Below are 17,280 nucleotides of genomic sequence, written 5' to 3' on the forward strand. Positions count from 1 at the left end.
ATAAGGCAAATTAGTTTTTGAAATGGCACAACACGCTGTAAAAGAAAGAAAAAGGGCGCCCTCGCAGCGATCCATTGCGGCACGAGAACGTATTCTTGACGCTGCGGAACTTGTCTTTGCCGAGCAGGGATTCGACGGTGCCTCGATTCGCGACATCGCCGAACGGGCGCAGGTTCAGAAGGCCAACGTGAACTTTCACGGTGGTCCAAAGGATGAGCTTTTTGAACGCATCGTGGCACGCCGCGCCAGCGAGCTATCGCAAGAGCGTCGTGAAGCCATCAGCCGATTGGAGGATCGCGGCGATTGGGACGCCGCGGACCTGATGTCAGCCTTCATGCGGCCGCTGTTGACCCGCGCATTCAGTAATGACCCGCAGTGGCTGGCGTACGCGCGCATTGTGGCGATTGTTTCCGCTGATGCGCGCTGGCATGCGCTGGCCAAAACCCATTTTGATCCCGTCGCTTCGCTGGTCGTTCACAAGCTGTGCACAAAATATCCCAAGGCCGACCCGGCGAACGTTGCCGGGGCGTTGGTCTTTTCAGTGTCGTCCATGCTGGCGTTGTGCACGTCGGAGTGGCGGATTGGGGCACTTTCCGGCCCTGACCAAAAACGCGACGCCGAGGGCGCAATCGGGAACCTGTTGCAGTTCTGTCATGCTGGGCTCGCCGGTGTTTTGAACCCGTCGCGGTAATCCTGGAACGATCACAACACTTCGCCCCAACCCGCTCAACTTGAAGTTACGCATGGGACCAAATCAAATGGTCGCATGCGTTATTATCTAGTGATTATCCAAGTTTATCGATTGGGAGCGTGGGGTGACATGACAGAGAAAAGGGACCGCCTGACCGCGGAGGAGGCGAGGGGGCTGCGGACGGCCAAAGAGCTTGAGGCGCATCTGGCCTGGTTGGACACGTTCACGCCAGCCGCTTTGGGTGTTTTGGCGATCGCTTAGGGAATCTACACTTACCTTGGTGTTTCGTTACTGTTGGAAGACAATGGCGCGGTAATCTTTTTCGCAGCGGTCGCATACTCGATCGCGGTGTCCGTCGGCATCTTTTTGTTCTGGAGCCATATGCTGCGGTTACTTCCGTCGATTTGCACGGCCAGCGGTTCGTTGGCCTGACGTTGTCGACGATCGTTGGATCCGTTGCAATTATAGCCATGTCCAGCTGGCTTAACGCCACTGCACTGGCTGGTGCCGCAGCGGTCGAACAGCACTTGGAAAACACCGTGCGCGACTACCAGGCAGCGCTTGAGCAAGCGCATGACATTGCACTTAGCGGTCAGGCGCTGGGGCAAGAGGTCGAGCGCGCGCGTCAAAGCTTCGAAGATCTGGCTGAGCTGGAGTAAGCCGGTGATCTGCGGCGTGTCCTTCTGATGAGTGGTCAGATCGAAACGGGCGATGCCGAAAGGTTCGAAACTTATTTGTCCGAGATGCAAGAACAACCCGACATGGTCGCGCTGCTCAGCCCGGGCGGCCACGTGTCCGAAGCTTTGTTGATCGGCGCGCAGATTCGCGAGACCGGGTTGTCATCGGCTGTACAGCCGGGCGCGGTCTGCACGTCCGCCTGTCCATATGTTCTGGCCGATGGGGTCGCGCGTATCGTGTCATTGCAAGGCATTGTCGGACTTCATCAGCATTACTAAGACCAACCACGCCTGATCCCCGTGGTCTTTGCCGTTGAAAGCATCCAAAAGGGGCAAGGCGAAGCAATGCAGCAACTGATCGAATTGGGCGTCGATCCTGCTTTGATGCTTTATTCTCTGAACACGCCGCCGGATCAGATCTAGGCCCTTGTAGAAGATGAGCTGGCAAGCACCGGTATTGCAACGCAAATTCTGGAATAGAGCAGAGGCCCGACCAGCGGGCCGTTCTTATCAATTCTGCAAGGCAGAGATGAGCGCCTCGGCCAGCGGTAACGAGGAATATCCGTGCCGGGAGGGCGTCAAACCCAACCGCACAACGACCATGTCTTGGGATGGGAATACACCGATGAACTGCCCGTCATGCCCCTGAAGCCAGACGGCGTCCTCATAGGGCGGCAACCCTCCCGGAGAGTCCAGCCACAGATGACCTTTGGCATACATCCCGTCAGATGCGGCAACCGGCTCAAACATCCAGTCCGTAAAGCCCTCGGGCAGGATTTGTTGGTCGTTCCATTCGCCTTTCTGCAATAGCAGTTGCCCAAAACGCGCCCAGTCACGCGCAGTGGCATACATATAGCTGGACCCGACAAATGTGTCCGCCGCGTCGGTCTCGAGCACGACGGATGTCATGCCCAATGGTTCGAACAGAGCCTCTTGCGGATAGGTTAGGCTGCCATCGGTCAGCTTGTTCTGCCAGACGCGCGACAAGGCTGTGGTCGTCCCCGATGAGTAGTTGAAGCCCGCCCCAACCTCACTTTCCGCCGGACGGCCCGAGACAAAACCTGCCATGTCATCATTAAGATACAGCATCTTGGTCACGTCCGAGACGTCGCCATATTCCTCATTCCATTGCAGACCGCTGGACATGGCCATCATGTCCTTAAGGGTGATGTTTTTGCGTCCGTCCTGTGCCCAGTCCGGATAACTGTCGGTCAGCGTATCCTCCAGCGACATCTGGCCGGATTTGATCAGGGTACCGATCAAGCCCGCAGTAACCGTCTTGGTCATCGACCACCCAAGCAAAGGCGTGTTTTCGTCAAACCCCTCCGCATAGGTCTCGCCAACGATACGCCCACCCCGCACGACAACCACGGCGCGGTATCCTTCGCCCAGAAGGGTGCTATCTGCCAGGATACGCGCAACTTCAGGATCTTGTGACAGTAGAACTTCGTTACCGACGGGCCAGATTCCAGTGGGCAAGGGCTCAATCGCGGTCAGGGTCGCGTCGCTGAGCGTCGCGTCATGGACATTGGTGCAGCCAAGCCCCTCGCGATATTGCGAGGTCGCGGGGGCAAAGAACCGGAAAATACGTGCCGTCACGGTTTGGGCTTCGGCGTCCACGTCGATCGAGATCTGCCTAAGCAGTGGATGCCCCGGGGCCTGAACATCGACGGTCAAAACCTCTTCCGGGTCGCGCCCGGCTATGAAGACGTTGGAACAGACGATCTTGGCCGAATAGTTCGTCCCAACCTTCAAGAGGTCAGGCGGGGCGATCAGCAGATAGCCCACAATTGCGACGACACCCAGAATAAGCGTGCCTGCGATGATTTTCAGCGCCTTGATGATCAATCGATTTTCGAACCGGTCGTACCGGCCCCCTCCCGTTTCTCTCCGGATTTCGTCCGAGTTAAGAGCGTATCGGCTTTGGTTACCACCATTCCGTCGCGTAGGTTCCGGCCAAATGCGCCCGTCGGCCCGCCCCTGTCGTAGCACTTGGCCAAAGCTTTGGTGTCGTCCTTGATGGTGACATGCCCCGTCGGTGACGCCGGTAACTGGACCAGCAATTGCGATTTTCCGGGCGCAAATAGGCGACTGTTTATGATGCGCCGACCTTTAACAACATCAGTGGGGTGCGTCAGACGGCCGAGGCCTGGTGGGACAGTGGTGCAAGGAACTACAAACGGTACCCGTTGATTTTGATCGCCAAGCTGATTTTTTAAGGCCGGTGATCCCGAGGGCGCCCAGCAGGTGTTGATCGAGGCGCGCCAGCACCAGAAACTAACAAACGAAGGCTGGGCGCAGGTCGAAACGGACCGGGTTCAGGCGTGTTTACTGCTGCTGCAAGAGGCCGCGAATTAGCGGACACGCCAATCAAAACCCGCTGACGCGTTCAACTAACCAGTACAGCGACACGCAGCCGATGGCATATCCGGTGACGGGTACGGCGACGACGCCAGCCTTTTGCGAAATCGTTGGCAGCGCAAGACGCCATAACAGGATCAGGGCCGACAGTGCGGCGATGAACAGAAGCTGACCGGCCTCGACCCCGATGTTGAAGGCCAGCAGTGCAGCGAAGATATCCTCGGTTGGAACTCCGATATCGGCCAGCGCGCCAGCAAATCCCAGTCCGTGCAACAATCCGAAGCAAAAGCAGACGATCCAGGGATATTGTTCGGACAGGCGCAGTTCACCATCCTTTCGGTTGAGGATTTCCAAAGCGAGGAACACGATCGACAAGGCGATCACGGCTTCGACCGGTGGACCGGGCACGTTCAGAACGCCCAGCGTGGCAAGCGCCAGCGTAATGGAATGCGCGACGGTAAAGGCTGTAACCGCCCCGACCAACCGCCATGGGTCGCGCACCAGCACAAATAAAGCGAAAACAAACAGAAGGTGATCCCAACCCTCCAGGATATGCTCGAACCCAAGGCGGAAGTAACTGCTCAGAACTGACCAGGTCGTTGGCTGTTCTGGAATGATCAATGCAGGTGTCTCGGGTGTGAACCGCAATGTGGATGGTTCTGACGAGATGGGTTGGATGCGCAGCAGAACGTCGTTTCGTTGTTGCTCCAGCCCTTCAATGGTGATGGTGTGACCGGCGATATCGTCCTCGCATTCAAGAACCCAGGTCGCGATCCAAGCTGTTCCGTCGGACCGTGGCTCGGGTCCTCGGTTTTGGGCACAGTGAGCGGGCAATATGGCATCGATACCCATGGGGCGGCCATTCACATCAGGCTTGCGCCATAGCACTTGCCAGGTGTTGCTCGCCAATTGCCGCAGGTCCAAATAACCGGGGTCAAGTGCATGTGCATGTCCCGCTTGTGCAGCGAACATCAGCCAGCCCGAGAATAACAGGCAAAAGAGCCGCTTCATTCGACTGCCTTGTCCATGTCGGGTGTTTCGACCTGGTAATTCGACGCCAGGCTTTCATATTGCGCCTGCGCCAGGTCCGACCCGGCTTCGCGGCGCCATTCCAGTAAAACGGTATCGCGGATATCTTCCAGCTTTGGCAATATGGGGTCTTGTTTGTCTGTAACGCGAACGACGTGGATGCCATATGCGGATCGGACCGGGCCGGACCAGTTGCCTGGCTCCAACGAATTCAGAGCCGCCGAAAAGCCAGTGCCAAAGTTTGCGTCCACCACGCGCACTACCGTCAGGGGCATCGACTTTGGAAGCAAAGTTGTCGATCCGATGCTGCTCCAGTCCTGCTGAGTGTTTGCAGCCTCAATCGCGTTTTCGATGGCATCCAGCTCAGCGTTCTCGTTCAGGTAGATCTGATCAAAAGCAATCTGTGCCGGTTTGGTAAACCGTTCCGGATTTTCGTTCAGAAAGGTTTGCAACACTTCGGGCTCGGGTTCGATCGAAGCCGCGATTGCGTCAGTTAGAAAATCCATCTTCTGCGCCAGGCGGGCACGGATGACCTGATCACCTTGATCCAGACCCAGCTTGCGTGCTTCGCGCACAAGAACTTCTTCGCGGATCGCCCCGTCAATCAGGGCCTGTAACTCGTCTTCCGTCGGTGGGCGGTTCCAGCTGTTTTGGAAACGTGTTTTCAGGAGGGCGACATCATTACCGTCGACTGTGATCGTGTCGGTTTCTTCAGCGACGTCCTGTTGCGGGGAAACCCATGCAAACCAAGCGAAAATGGCAACCCCGATCAAAATGAAGTGGAATAACGGCTGTTTTAGAATTTGCATTCGGGTTCTCAATGTCGTGTCGCAATATTGCCGGGCGGGGTTGACCGCCCGGCAATGTCATTAGTGTATTGTTCGGTTATTCGCTAGGTGTGTACCAGATTGGCGACGAATACGCGCGCTCTTGATGGATCAGCTGCGCCTCTTCCGGCAGGTCCAAACCAAACCGCAGTTTGTCGTACAAAACCCAGCGCGGTGTCGGAATTTCCAGCACGCGAACGTAGTAGAAGGCCCGCTGGCCGGGATCGAATTCCGGGTCGGTCCAGATGGTTACCAGCTCGGACGCACCGATCGTGTTGCTCCAACTTGCGGTTTCCAGATCAACCGTGTCGCCGACCTCGGGCAAGTTGCCTTCTGCGTCCAGCGCGCGGTCATCAGACCAGGCAACGTTGAACACTTTTTCCTGCAATTCACCATCGGCATCTAACCAGCCTTTGACCACCTGAACGCGGTCCAGATTGGCCCCGACCGGGTCACGCAGCGCACCGATCAGGAACGAAGGCGCTCCGTCCCCTTCACTGGGGCGCAGGTCGCCGCCCATTGGGACGCCCTTGGTATAGCCCACATCCGCAACAAGCCGCGTCAGCAAGTCGTCATCCTGAAAGTCCCAGCCGCCAAAGAAACGCAAGCCGATCCGCGGACCGGTGGTGGCATAGGTCTCACGCCGTTTGAACGCATCGAAAATGGCCGACCGGGTGTTGTCCGTGGCCCAGACCGCCGTGTAGCCGGACGCGACCAGAGTGTGCCCTTCGAATGCGCCCAGATCGCTTTCAACAAATGGATGCAGGACGCGGGTAGGCGAGGGTTCGGCACTGACGGATTTACCGAAATAGTTGTCCTCTTCCGCCGTGGCCAGGGATGTATGGCTGTCGGTTGCCCCGCCCATGCCGAACTTATAGGGGTTAACGCCGAATTTTTCCTCTAACGCCAGACCGCGTTTCAGTGCTTCGCGCGCGTATTCACCGGCCAGCATGTTATCGGTCTTAAGCTCTGTGATATCGAGGTTTCCGACATCCCAGTTTTCATAATCCGCGAACGGGTCATTGGGGCTGAGGAACGGGTGCGCTTCACCGTCGCCCTTGATCTGGGTGACTTCGTAGTGGGGCTCCCACTTGGCGCGGTTTTGCACGTACTCTTCGTCGACCTTGCCGCCGTGATAGGTGTCCTCGGTCGGAAACATCCAGCCGTTGGAGAGGTTTCCGTTATGGGCAAACGCAACAGCGCGGCCGCCAGTATTGGCTTCGTATTCTTCAAGCCACGCGTACAGCGCCTTGGGGTCCGTGTCGCCATAAGGGGGTTGGGTTACGGGTGGCACGACCTGCAGTGCGCGAATTGGACCGTCGCGCAGCATGACGTTGCGGTGCAGGTTGAACCCCTTTGGGACCGAGGTCCATTCGAACCCGATGAATGCGGTAAAGTTGCCGGGGTCGTTATGACGCTCGGCAGCCAGAACGATCTGCTCCCATGTGAACGCAAAAGCATCCGCGCCGGGGCTGTAGGATTCCAGCAAAACCTCGGGCAGGGTCATCTGCGAAAAGTTGGTGATGATGTCAAAAGCCGCCTTGGCCGCATCTTCACCGCCTGCTTTGTATCCCTCGTACCATTCCAGACCCTTCGGGTCCGCCAACACACCGGGTTTTCCTGCCTGCAGATCGGGTGCAAACCCCATGAGGTCTGTGTGATCCGTCAATACCATCCAGTCCAAGGGGCGCGCCAGCCGGACGGGTTGGCCGGTCGACGAAATAACCTGTTCCCCCTTTGCAAACCGCCATGCTTCGTCGGGCAACAAAGTGTTCCCGAACGCGCCCGCATCCAGCGACAATCCGGTGTGTAGGTGTGTATCACCCCAAAGCGGCCGTTCGGGGAACGATCGGTTGGCGTAGGGCGAATAAGGGCGGTCTGCAAAGGTGCCCTCGGCAGCCTCTTTGCTGGGGACCGCGTCTGCCCAAACAAGCGCTGGTAGTGTCAGCAAAGAGATCAAACAGGTTGTAAGTCGAAGCATTGAATCCTCCCCAGGTCTTCGCGCTAATCGAATATCGTAAATTCAGTATATTCATTTCTTATAATGTATTGAGCGAGTTTTGGTACTGATTTTTCTACCATGAGACCTGCGTCCAGTGCAGGCTGGTACCCCGCATGGCGGTACCCGCGGTCAGAGTACCTCACCGCCATCGACCGTTTCGCACGGCGGCCACATGCGTGCCCGCCCTCGACATACACTGCGCGAACGTATGCGCCGAAAAGGTAGTACGCGCCGGGATGGGTGAGTTTGTCCTGTTCGTTGAGAACGGCAACCTTCCCGTCGATCAGGCATTCCCGGCAAAATCCGTTGACTTAGAATGCTGGATGCGAGGCGCCAGTGGACGCAGCGGCGGACGCCGATATCCAAAGCGGTAAGGATTTTCGTACTGCAACATCATCGTAGCGGCGCAAAATGCGGATTGCCAAAAAAGGTAGGGCTGTAATCGGCGCGCACGGCACAAGTTTGAGGTTGCTGACTAGTGCCCATCGCGGGCAGATTGATTTCCAGGACAAAGGGACGGACCAGCCAATGACACAACAATCCACGGGCATGGCTGTCTTTTTGACCGGCAGTCTGATGCGGCATGTGACCCGAATGTCGCTGACCACCAGCATTGGTCTTATGGCAATCTTTGCCGTGGATTTCGTGGACATGGTGTTCATCTCAATGCTGGGCAATGACGCCTTGGCCGCAGCGGTCGGCTATGCGGGCACGCTTTTGTTTTTCACCAACTCGATCAATGTGGGGCTGTCCATCGCAGCCGGGGCTCTAGTCGCCCGCGAGTTGGGGGCCGGGCGGCTCGAAAAAGCCCGGCAATTTGGGACCAGCGTTGCCCTTCTTGGGATTCTGATTGGGTTGATTGTGTCTGCTATCGTCATGATCAATATCAAGTTTTTTCTGTCCTTGCTGGGCGCGCAGGGCGAAGTTCTGCAACTGGCCGCACGGTATGTCAGCATCATTCTGCCAACCATGTGGGTTATGGCAGTGGCAATGACCGGTATGGCCGTGCTGCGTGCGCATGGCGATGCGCGCCGATCCATGCAGGCCACGATTTACGGCGGGCTGGCCAACGCGATTTTGGATCCGATCCTGATTTTCGCTGTCGGTCTTGGCCTGGACGGGGCGGCGATTGCCTCGGTTATTGCACGTATCTGTATGTTGATAGCGGCGGTCCGGCCCGCAGTGCGCGTGCACCATGGATTTGCGCGACCGTCGCTGAGGCAAGTGATGGATGACCTCCAACCGGTTCGGGCGATTGCAATACCGGCAGTTCTGACCAATGTCGCCACGCCGGTCGGCAACGCCATCGTGATCCGTGAGGTTGCACAGTTTGGAACAGACGCCGTGGCTGGCATGGCGGTAATAGGGCGGTTGATGCCTGTCGCATTCTCCGTGGTATTTGCTCTATCCGGGGCGATAGGCCCGATTGTCGGGCAGAACTTTGGGGCAGGGCAGTATGACAGGGTGAAGGGCGCGTTCCTGGCGGGTGTAAAATTCACTGCCGTCTATGTGGTTCTGATGGCGGCGGTGCTGTTCGTCCTGCGTGCCCCCATCGCCAACTTGTTTCAGGCCCAGGGCGAGACGCGGGCGCTGATCTACCTGTTTTGCGGGCCGCTGGCCCTGGCGTCCTTCTTCAACGGGGTGATCTTTGTTGCGAATGCCAGCTTCAACAACCTTGGCTATCCCATTTACTCCACGTGGGTTAACTGGGGGCGACATACGCTGGGCACGTGGCCATTTGCAGTGGCCGGAGCCTATTTCGCAGGCGCTCCGGGTGTGTTGTTGGGGCAGGCGCTGGGCGGTGTGATATTTGCTGCAATCTGCTGGGTAATGGTGCGCCGCGTTGTCTCGGGCCTGACTGCGCCATCAGAGGTCGATCCTTTTGCCGGGCAAAGCCGGCTGCAATCCCTGTTCGGGCGCAGGGGGTGGTAAGCTCTCCCAGCGCGTTTGAATACCAACGTTTTTGGTCACCAGAGGCAGTTTTCGTCTCCTTTGTCGCAACAAAGACATCCTCATTTGCCAATTCATGAATTCGTTGTAAGCTGAGCTTATGATTGCAAAAAACGCCAAGTTATTACGGGGCGTTGATTTCAAAAAACACCTTTAACGACCGAGGATGAGCAATGTCCGGAAGTCTTTTGAAGTACACGCGTGTTCTTGAGATTGTTGGAGACACAATAAAGGTCAGGGTGCCTCTGGACGGATCGACCGACGCAGCGGTGCGTTTCAACGATCTGGCCGTGATCGAAACCGTGGACGGCCACAAGACACTGGCGCAGGCGATTTTCATTGACCGGGATGTTGTCACCCTGCAGGTGTTTTCCGGCACCAAGGGCATCTCGACCGAGGCGACGGCGACGTTCCTGTGTCATCCGATGCAGACGCCGTATTCGCAGAACATTCTGGGCCGCGTTTTTGATGGCGCGGGCGTTTCAATCGATGGCGGACCCGACCTGTCATCCGAACCGCGCGTGGATATTGGCGGGCCGACCGTGAACCCTGCGGAACGCGCCGTTCCCAACAAGATGATCCGAACGGATGTGCCGATGATCGACGTGTTCAACACGTTGGTCGAAAGTCAGAAAATCCCGATTTTTTCGGTCTCGGGTGAGCCGTTCAACGCGTTCCTCAGCAGAATTGGTATTCAGGCGGATGCGGATATCGTGGTGTTTGGCGGGCTGGGGCTGATCTTTGACGACTACTTTACTTTCAGGACGTCCTTCGAGGATGCGGGCGTATTTTCCCGGACAGTGATGTTCGTCAACCAGGCGATGGACCCGCTGGTCGAACGGCTGCTGGTACCCGATATGGCGCTGGCCGTGGCCGAAAAATTCGCGGTGGAAGAAGGCAAACGCGTGCTGGTTCTACTGACTGATATGACCGCTTATGCCGACGCGATGAAGGAAGTTGGTATCAGCCAAGAGCGCGTACCGTCGCAGCGTGGCTATATGGGCGACCTCTATTCCCAGCTGGCCCGCCGATACGAAAAAGCCTGCGACTATGCCAAGGGCGGATCGGTCACTGTGCTCACCGTTACGACGATGCCCGGCAATGACGTGACCCATCCGGTGCCCGACAACACGGGCTATATCACCGAGGGGCAGATCTATTTGCACTCGGGAGTGATTGACCCGTTCGGCAGCCTCTCACGGCTCAAGCAGAACGTGATCGGCAAGACGACGCGCGAGGATCACGGGCAGATCATGAACACGATGATCCGGTTCTATTCCGAAAGTCGCGACGCCGCGCAGAAACAGGCAATGGCGTTCGACCTTTCGGATTACGACCATCAGTTGTTGAAGTTTGGTGACCTGTTCAAGACCCGGTTCATGGACATCAACGTTTCAATCTCGCTGGAAGATGCGCTGGATTTGGGGTGGAAAACTCTGGCCGAGTGTTTCGCACCTGAGCAGCTACTGATGAAACAGGCCCTGATCGAAAAGTATTTCCCAAAGGATGCCGATGGCGCGGTTTCAGCTGAATAAATCGTCGCTCGCGCGCGAGCAGACGCAGCTGAAAAGCTATGAGCGGTTCTTGCCATCGCTGGACCTTAAGCGTCAGCAATTGATGGCCGAGCGCGCGAAGGCGCGCGAAGATGTGCAGCGCCTTCAGGATGAGGTGCAGGAACTGGCGCAAAAGGTTGGAGAAAAACTGCCGATGCTGGCGCAGCAAGGCGTTGATCTGGACGGGTTGGTCGCGCTGAAAGACTACAAAGTCAAAGAGGTCAACGTCGTGGGCGTAAAGATGCCTGCGCTAGACCGGATCGAGGTCGCGGTGCGTCTGTATTCCTATCTGGCCAAACCTCATTGGGTCGATGCGGCGGCCCGGTTGCTGCACGATATGATCGAGGCGCGTCTACGGGTCAAAGTGGCCGAAGAGCGGGTGAAGATATTCGATAGGGCTGTGGCCACCATCACCCAGCGTGTCAATCTGTTCGAAAAGGTTCTGATCCCGCGCGCCAAAGCGAACATAAAGAAAATCCGCATTTATCTGAGTGATGAACAGATGCAGGCCGTGGTCCGGTCGAAAATCTCAAAGCGCAAACATGCGCAGGAGGCGGTGTCATGAGTGTCGCGCGCCTCAAGAAACTGTCACTGGTCGGGCGATCAAATCAAAAGACCGAAACGCTTGAGGCGCTGCAGGAATTGGGATGCATGCACGTCCTGCCGCTGGTCCCGCCGCCCCCTGAACCGGAAAAGATCAGCGAGCGTGGTGCGCGGGACGCCTATAAGGCGCTGCGGTTCCTGCATGACGTGTCCGAACCGCGCCGACAAATCCAGCGCGACCCCGGTTTTGACATGGAGCAGTTCGTCAAGGATGTGCTGGACCTGATGCAACGGACCCGTGACATGACGGACCAAAGGGATTTTCTGGCCAACCGGATCGCGCAGGTTCGCCCTTGGGGTGACCTGGATTTTCCACCCGACGATGTATTAGCAGGGAACCGATTGTGGTTCTATCAACTGCCGCTCAAGCATCGCGATGCGTTGGAAGCCCTGGATATGCCCTGGGCTATACTCGAGCAGGACCATAGGTTCATCTATGCCGTGCTGATCGACCCGGATGAGCCGGATGACGATATCCTTCCAGTCCCGCGCACGCACACAGGATCGCTGCCCATTCACGAGCTTGAGGCGCAACTGGAAGAGGCTGAGATCGCCATCGAAGCGCTTGAGGCTGAGCGCGTCGCGCAGACCCGATACCTGACACTGATGCGCCGGAACCTGTCGGTTGCCGAAAGTGCGGCTGAGCTGGCCCATGCTACCCAAAAGGTGCGCGACGAAGAGGCGATGTTTGCCCTTCAGGGCTGGGTGCCCGAGGATCGTATAGATGCGGTTCTGGACATGGCAAACGCCAAGGATGCCGCTGTGCTGATCGAAGAACCCGGCCCCGAAGACAGCCCGCCCACCTTGTTAGAACAACCAGAAAAGCGCAGTGCTGCTGTAGACTTGGCACTGTTTTATCAAGTGCCGGGTTACAAGGATTGGGACCCTAGCGTCATCGTCGCCGTTTCGTTCGCGATCTTCTTTGCGATGATCGTGGCCGATGCCGGGTACGGGGCAATTATCTTGGCGGGGCTCTTGTTGTTTTGGAAACGCCTTGATCGCACACCACATGAGCGTTCCTGGCGACGCTTTGGCGTGATCATCTCGGGGGCGACGATCCTGTACGGCATATTGGTCGGCAGCTATTTCGGCGTATCGCCAACTGAGGGGTCGTTCTGGTCCAAGCTCAAACTGCTCGACCTGAACAATTTCGGCGCGATGATGATGGTTTCGATTGTCGTTGGCGTATTGCATCTGGTGCTGGCCAATGCGCTTGCCGCCCGCGCGGCTTGGGGGCACCGAAACGCCATTGCCAATCTGGGCTGGATCGCGGCGCTGATTGGAGGATTCATTTTGTGGCTTAGCTACATGAAGGGCAATTCTCCGGTGCCGGGTGCGGCCTTGATGGGGATCGGGGTTCTGGCCATCGTCTGGTTCTCAAGCGAGCGGGTCATCAAGAAACCAACCGACTGGTTATGGCGGCTGATCGAAGGGCTGCAAAGCCTTGCCGGGGCGATGGGTGCATTTGGCGATGTGCTTAGCTACATGCGGCTGTTTGCGTTAGGTCTGGCCTCAGCCTCATTGGCGATCACGTTCAACGATCTGGCGGGGTCGGTGATGCAGTCCCTCAAGGGGCTCGGCGTTCTGCTTGCCCTGCTGATCCTAATCATCGGCCATATTCTCAACTTCGCCCTCGCCATGATGAGCGGCGTCGTCCACGGATTACGTCTCAATTACATCGAATTCTTAAAATGGGGTCTGCCGGACGAAGGCGTTGTCTTTCGCCCGTTCGCCCGCAAGGAGGTTCAGGAATGAATGAGCTTGTTTTGACATTGGGTTGGCTGGGCATTTACGCGCCTATGGCGTTGGGCGCGGCCTCCAGCGCGATCGGGTGCTCCATCGCCGGCATGGCCAGTATTGGCGCCATGACAGAAACTGAAGGCGGCTATGGTCGCTTTGTTGGCGTATCAGCCTTTCCGTCGACCATGGTGATTTACGGCATCGTCATCATGTTTACCTTGAACCGAGATGTGACACCCGAAAACGCGGGCGGCTTGTTCGGGATAGGTATCCTGTCAGGCATCGCATTGATGTATTGCGGGATCTGGCAGGGTCGGGCCTGTGCTGCGGCGATCAACGCCACCAAGGAAAAGCCCGAGATCTTTGGCCTGGCACTGGCTCCGGCGGCGATCATCGAAGGGTTCGGCGTCTTTGCCTTTGTCTTTGCTCTGGTGATCAGCGCGGGGATCAGCTGATGGCGCAGGATGGCATGATTTCACACGGTGTGGATGCCCTGATCGATAAGCTGCGAAATGATGGCGTGGCGGCTGGTCAGGCTGACGCTGAAAAACTGCGGTCAGAGGCCAAGGCCGAAGCCGCCAAAATCTTGGCTGACGCGAAACGCGAAGCGGACGACTATCAGAAAAAGGCGCGCAGCGATTCCGACAAATACCGCGCGGCGGGAGAAGAGGCGTTGAATACCGCCATGCGTGATGCAGTTCTGACCATGAAAGGTGGATTGACCGACCGGTTTCGTGAAGATGTCGAACGTCTGGTGACCAAGGAAATGGCTGACCCGAAATTGCTGAAACAGATGATTTTGGAGGTCGTCGGTCAAGAGGCTGATGGCGTCAATCTGGATGGCAAGGTCCAGGTCATTCTGCCTGCCAAAGTCGCGACGCAGGAAGACATCAAGCAGAACGCGGATGACATCCAGTCTGGCAAGCTGACCAAATATGTTCTTGGGCTGACAGCTGAAATGTTGCGCGAACAGGTAGAGCTGCATGCATCGGACGACAACCAAGATGGTATCCGCGTTCGGGCCGAAGATCAGGGCGTTGTGCTGGACCTGACGGACAAGGCGGTCGCCTCACTGCTGATGGAGCATCTTCAGCCGCGGTTCCGTGCCGTGCTGGAAGGTGTGATCCGCTGAGATGTCAGACCCTGACGCCTATATCGCGCTGATCAGCAGCCTGCCGGGATCTGAACGGCTGTTTGTGGCCAAGCAGCCACCGCTGTCACGGCTGCGGTTGGATCGTCGCCTGACCGCGCTTGCATCTGAGGATGCGCGTGTTCTGAAAGCGTTGGAGCAGGCGCTGAACTGGAGTGCATATGACATGGATGTCACGGATGCGCAGGCAGTACAGCGATGCAATCAGGCGTTGGGCAAAATTCCGCAACCAACCTTGCGTAGACTGTTCCTTGAGCGGATGGACTTGCGCACTGTAGTTGCTGCACTGCGCCTGCGCGCGCGTGGAGGCAATCCGCCCTCGGGAGCGTACGGCATTGGACGTTGGAGCCGCCATATTCCAGCCAACTGGGGGGACCCGGATTTCCGACTTTTGGTGCCGATGCCGTGGATCAAGGACGCGCGTCAGCTGTTAGAAGCCGAGGACCCTTTGGGGCTGGAGCGACTGTTGTTATCGGTCAGCCATAAGCAACTGAAACGGTACGCCGCCCGCCACCTGTTCGATTTTGAGGCCGTGGCAATATACGTCCTGATCTGGAACATTTTTGATCGATGGGCGCAAAGCAACGCTCAGGACGCAGCCACAAGATTTGAGAAACTGGCCCAGCAGGCCATGGCCAATGTCGCAGAATTCGATTTTGAGAGAGTAAGCGCATGACTGCCCAAACACCTCCAGTTCAAACCGCAACCGCCCGTGTCGTCTCGGTCCAGGAAGGGCTGGTGCAGATTCAGGCCAACCAAGATGCCGCCGGAGTTCCGGGCCAATTGGTCAAAAACGAGGTGGTGTTCATCCTGCCGACCCGTGCTGGACCGGGCGGGCGTCAGGAACGGCTCAAAGCCGAGGTGCTGCGCGTGCGCGGGGACACAGCTGATGTACAGGTGTATGAAAGCACAGACGGCGTGGCCGTTGGCGATCCGGTGGAACAATCGGGTCAGTTGCTGTCTGTAGAACTGGGGCCGGGGCTGTTGGGTCAGGTCTTTGACGGCCTGCAATCGCCTTTGCCCAAAGTTGCTTCCGAATTTGGAACCTTCTTGCCGCGGGGGGCCGATGTAGCACCGTTGGACGATCAGGCGAAATGGTCCTTCACGCCCTCGGTTAAGGTTGGAGATACAGTCACGGCAGGCGACAGCATCGGAACTGTTCCGGAAGGCCGGTTCACCCATAAAATTATGCTGCCCTTCAATTGGGTTGGCGAATACAAGGTCGTTTGGGTTCAGAAAGGGGCCGCGTCAATCCATGAGATTGTTGCCCGACTTGAAGACGAGCAGGGGGGTGAGCACACTTTGACGCTGTGTCAGAAGTGGCCAGTTCGGCGGCCCTTGCCTGAAACGGTTCTGAAACGTGCCCTGTCCGAACGCTTGTACCCGACTGAACCTGTGCTGACCTCGCAACGCTTGATTGATACGTTCTTTCCCATCGCGCGTGGTGGTACGGCCTGTATTCCCGGCCCGTTCGGGGCGGGTAAGACTGTGCTTCAAAACCTTATCGCGCGGAACTCCAAAGTGGATATCGTGATCGTCGTTGCCTGTGGTGAACGCGCGGGCGAGGTTGTTGAAACGATCCACGAATTCCCCAAGATGACCGATCCGATGTCGGGCGGAAGTCTGATGGATCGGACGATCATCATTTGCAACACCTCTTCCATGCCCGTTGCGGCTCGCGAGGCGTCGATTTTCACCGGAATCACGCTGGGCGAATACTACCGTCAGATGGGGTATGATGTTCTGCTGATCGCGGACAGTACCAGTCGCTGGGCGCAGGCCATGCGCGAGACTTCCGGCAAGCTGGAGGAAATTCCGGGTGAAGAGGGTTTTCCTGCCTACCTGGAGAGTTCGATCAAGGGCCTGTACGAGCGTGCTGGGGCGCTGAAAACAAACGATGGCGACCTGGGTAGCCTGACGTTGATCGGCACTGTGTCACCAGCGGGAGGCAATTTTGACGAACCAGTGACGCAGTCCACGCTGTCAACGGTGAAGTGCTTTCTTGGGCTGTCCTCGGAACGAGCCTACAAACGGTTCTATCCCGCCGTCGATCCCTTGCTCAGTTGGTCGCGCTATACTGAACAACTCTCGGATTGGTATGACAAGAACGCCGAGGCTGGTTGGACAGGCAAGGTGGGCGATCTGCTGGCGCTGATCGAAAAAGGCGAGCAGGTCGATCAGATGATGCAGGTCACTGGTGAAGAGGGCGTCACGATCGAGGATTTCGTGATCCAGCAAAAGGGCCTGTTCGTGGACATGGTCTATCTGCAGCAGGACGCATTCGACAAAGTGGATGCCACCGTTCCGCTGGAGCGTCAGAAGATGACGTTCAAACTGGTCTACGATGTCACGCAATCGACCGCGGAATTTGCGGATAAGGGTGAAGTCCGTCAAGTCTTTACACAGCTTACCGGTTTGATGAAGAATTTCCATTATGCTGCAGAAAATACACCGGAATTCAAATCGCTGTGGGGACAGATTCAGGATCTTTGCCGCGAAAAATTTGGGGTGTAAGTCAGGGAAGTGGTAGCCCGTAGGGGAATCGAACCCCTCTTTCCAGGTTGAAAACCTGGCGTCCTAACCGATAGACGAACGGGCCATCTGCCAATGGCACAAGCACAAGTGGTAGCCCGTAGGGGAATCGAACCCCTCTTTCCAGGTTGAAAACCTGGCGTCCTAACCGATAGACGAACGGGC

At 57.2% G+C, this 17,280-nt stretch carries 15 protein-coding genes, 1 tRNA gene and 1 pseudogene; 11 read left to right on the forward strand and 6 right to left on the reverse strand.

Features of this window, described 5'->3' with window-relative positions; translation table 11 throughout:
* Positions 1–22: 22 nt before the first annotated feature.
* The 3 genes and pseudogenes from AC2FI8_RS18190 (at position 23) to AC2FI8_RS18200 (ending at position 1,647) form a co-directional block, all read left to right on the forward strand.
* Positions 23–691, forward strand: coding sequence for a TetR/AcrR family transcriptional regulator (locus tag AC2FI8_RS18190; protein ID WP_496780479.1), 669 nt, complete (start codon positions 23–25; stop codon positions 689–691).
* A 129-nt stretch (positions 692–820) separates the two neighbouring features.
* Positions 821–1,347, forward strand: a pseudogene (locus AC2FI8_RS18195) (hypothetical protein); the annotation flags it as partial.
* A 30-nt stretch (positions 1,348–1,377) separates the two neighbouring features.
* Entirely contained in the window at positions 1,378–1,647 is a 270-nt protein-coding gene (locus AC2FI8_RS18200; RefSeq protein ID WP_496722034.1) for a hypothetical protein, read from the forward strand.
* A gap of 231 nt (positions 1,648–1,878) precedes the next feature.
* Here the strand turns inward: AC2FI8_RS18200 and AC2FI8_RS18205 are convergent, their stop codons facing one another.
* From AC2FI8_RS18205 to AC2FI8_RS18225, 5 genes are all read right to left on the reverse strand, one after another.
* A complete protein-coding gene (locus AC2FI8_RS18205) occupies positions 1,879–3,216 on the reverse strand; it encodes a serine hydrolase domain-containing protein (RefSeq protein ID WP_496780480.1) in 1,338 nt (445 codons plus the stop codon).
* Positions 3,213–3,431, reverse strand: a complete 219-nt coding sequence (locus AC2FI8_RS18210; protein ID WP_496780481.1) for a hypothetical protein — start codon at positions 3,429–3,431, stop codon at positions 3,213–3,215. The genes AC2FI8_RS18205 and AC2FI8_RS18210 overlap by 4 nt, the downstream gene beginning before the upstream one ends.
* Positions 3,432–3,738: 307 nt before the next feature.
* Positions 3,739–4,740, reverse strand: coding sequence for a HupE/UreJ family protein (locus AC2FI8_RS18215; protein ID WP_496780482.1), 1,002 nt, complete (start codon positions 4,738–4,740; stop codon positions 3,739–3,741).
* On the reverse strand, positions 4,737–5,567 hold the full coding sequence (locus tag AC2FI8_RS18220) for a peptidyl-prolyl cis-trans isomerase (RefSeq protein WP_496780483.1): 831 nt from the start codon (positions 5,565–5,567) through the stop codon (positions 4,737–4,739). Before AC2FI8_RS18220 ends, AC2FI8_RS18215 begins: the two co-directional genes overlap by 4 nt.
* 76 nt (positions 5,568–5,643) lie before the next feature.
* Positions 5,644–7,566 carry a DUF3604 domain-containing protein gene (locus AC2FI8_RS18225; RefSeq protein WP_496780484.1) on the reverse strand — a complete coding sequence of 641 codons (1,923 nt, stop codon included), beginning with the start codon at positions 7,564–7,566 and terminating at the stop codon, positions 5,644–5,646.
* 549 nt (positions 7,567–8,115) lie between these two features.
* On the opposite strand from AC2FI8_RS18225, the gene AC2FI8_RS18230 reads away from it, so the two are divergent.
* From AC2FI8_RS18230 to AC2FI8_RS18265, 8 genes are all read left to right on the forward strand, one after another.
* The gene (locus AC2FI8_RS18230) at positions 8,116–9,519 is read left to right on the forward strand and encodes an MATE family efflux transporter (RefSeq protein ID WP_496780485.1); all 1,404 of its coding nucleotides are present in this window, start codon (positions 8,116–8,118) and stop codon (positions 9,517–9,519) included.
* Between the two features lie 191 nt (positions 9,520–9,710).
* The gene (locus AC2FI8_RS18235; protein ID WP_496780486.1) at positions 9,711–11,072 is read left to right on the forward strand and encodes a V-type ATP synthase subunit B; all 1,362 of its coding nucleotides are present in this window, start codon (positions 9,711–9,713) and stop codon (positions 11,070–11,072) included.
* On the forward strand, positions 11,050–11,655 hold the full coding sequence (locus AC2FI8_RS18240; protein WP_496780487.1) for a V-type ATP synthase subunit D: 606 nt from the start codon (positions 11,050–11,052) through the stop codon (positions 11,653–11,655). The genes AC2FI8_RS18235 and AC2FI8_RS18240 overlap by 23 nt, the downstream gene beginning before the upstream one ends.
* Positions 11,652–13,448 carry a V-type ATP synthase subunit I gene (locus AC2FI8_RS18245; protein ID WP_496780488.1) on the forward strand — a complete coding sequence of 599 codons (1,797 nt, stop codon included), beginning with the start codon at positions 11,652–11,654 and terminating at the stop codon, positions 13,446–13,448. Before AC2FI8_RS18240 ends, AC2FI8_RS18245 begins: the two co-directional genes overlap by 4 nt.
* Positions 13,445–13,888, forward strand: coding sequence for an ATP synthase subunit C (locus tag AC2FI8_RS18250; protein ID WP_050602715.1), 444 nt, complete (start codon positions 13,445–13,447; stop codon positions 13,886–13,888). The genes AC2FI8_RS18245 and AC2FI8_RS18250 overlap by 4 nt, the downstream gene beginning before the upstream one ends.
* Positions 13,888–14,565, forward strand: coding sequence for a hypothetical protein (locus AC2FI8_RS18255; RefSeq protein WP_496722054.1), 678 nt, complete (start codon positions 13,888–13,890; stop codon positions 14,563–14,565). Before AC2FI8_RS18250 ends, AC2FI8_RS18255 begins: the two co-directional genes overlap by 1 nt.
* Before the next feature lies 1 nt (position 14,566).
* Entirely contained in the window at positions 14,567–15,259 is a 693-nt protein-coding gene (locus AC2FI8_RS18260; protein ID WP_496780489.1) for a hypothetical protein, read from the forward strand.
* Entirely contained in the window at positions 15,256–17,097 is a 1,842-nt protein-coding gene (locus tag AC2FI8_RS18265) for a V-type ATP synthase subunit A (RefSeq protein WP_496769698.1), read from the forward strand. Before AC2FI8_RS18260 ends, AC2FI8_RS18265 begins: the two co-directional genes overlap by 4 nt.
* 10 nt (positions 17,098–17,107) lie before the next feature.
* Here AC2FI8_RS18265 and AC2FI8_RS18270 read toward each other — a convergent pair.
* A tRNA-Glu gene (locus tag AC2FI8_RS18270) sits at positions 17,108–17,182 on the reverse strand.
* Between the last annotated feature and the right edge of the window lie 98 nt (positions 17,183–17,280).

This window comes from Ruegeria sp. CDSB029, from assembly GCF_059611125.1.

Excerpts from the sequence above, each read along its gene's own strand:
- AC2FI8_RS18240 (WP_496780487.1), top strand. The coding sequence starts at position 11,050 with ATGGCGCGGTTTCAGCTGAATAAATCGTCGCTCGCGCGCGAGCAGACG.
- AC2FI8_RS18200 (WP_496722034.1), top strand. The coding sequence starts at position 1,378 with ATGAGTGGTCAGATCGAAACGGGCGATGCCGAAAGGTTCGAAACTTAT.
- AC2FI8_RS18245 (WP_496780488.1), top strand. The coding sequence starts at position 11,652 with ATGAGTGTCGCGCGCCTCAAGAAACTGTCACTGGTCGGGCGATCAAAT.
- AC2FI8_RS18255 (WP_496722054.1), top strand. The coding sequence starts at position 13,888 with ATGGCGCAGGATGGCATGATTTCACACGGTGTGGATGCCCTGATCGAT.
- AC2FI8_RS18250 (WP_050602715.1), top strand. The coding sequence starts at position 13,445 with ATGAATGAGCTTGTTTTGACATTGGGTTGGCTGGGCATTTACGCGCCT.
- AC2FI8_RS18215 (WP_496780482.1), bottom strand. The coding sequence starts at position 4,740 with ATGAAGCGGCTCTTTTGCCTGTTATTCTCGGGCTGGCTGATGTTCGCT.
- AC2FI8_RS18230 (WP_496780485.1), top strand. The coding sequence starts at position 8,116 with ATGACACAACAATCCACGGGCATGGCTGTCTTTTTGACCGGCAGTCTG.
- AC2FI8_RS18265 (WP_496769698.1), top strand. The coding sequence starts at position 15,256 with ATGACTGCCCAAACACCTCCAGTTCAAACCGCAACCGCCCGTGTCGTC.
- AC2FI8_RS18235 (WP_496780486.1), top strand. The coding sequence starts at position 9,711 with ATGTCCGGAAGTCTTTTGAAGTACACGCGTGTTCTTGAGATTGTTGGA.
- AC2FI8_RS18260 (WP_496780489.1), top strand. The coding sequence starts at position 14,567 with ATGTCAGACCCTGACGCCTATATCGCGCTGATCAGCAGCCTGCCGGGA.
- AC2FI8_RS18190 (WP_496780479.1), top strand. The coding sequence starts at position 23 with ATGGCACAACACGCTGTAAAAGAAAGAAAAAGGGCGCCCTCGCAGCGA.
- AC2FI8_RS18225 (WP_496780484.1), bottom strand. The coding sequence starts at position 7,566 with ATGCTTCGACTTACAACCTGTTTGATCTCTTTGCTGACACTACCAGCG.
- AC2FI8_RS18220 (WP_496780483.1), bottom strand. The coding sequence starts at position 5,567 with ATGCAAATTCTAAAACAGCCGTTATTCCACTTCATTTTGATCGGGGTT.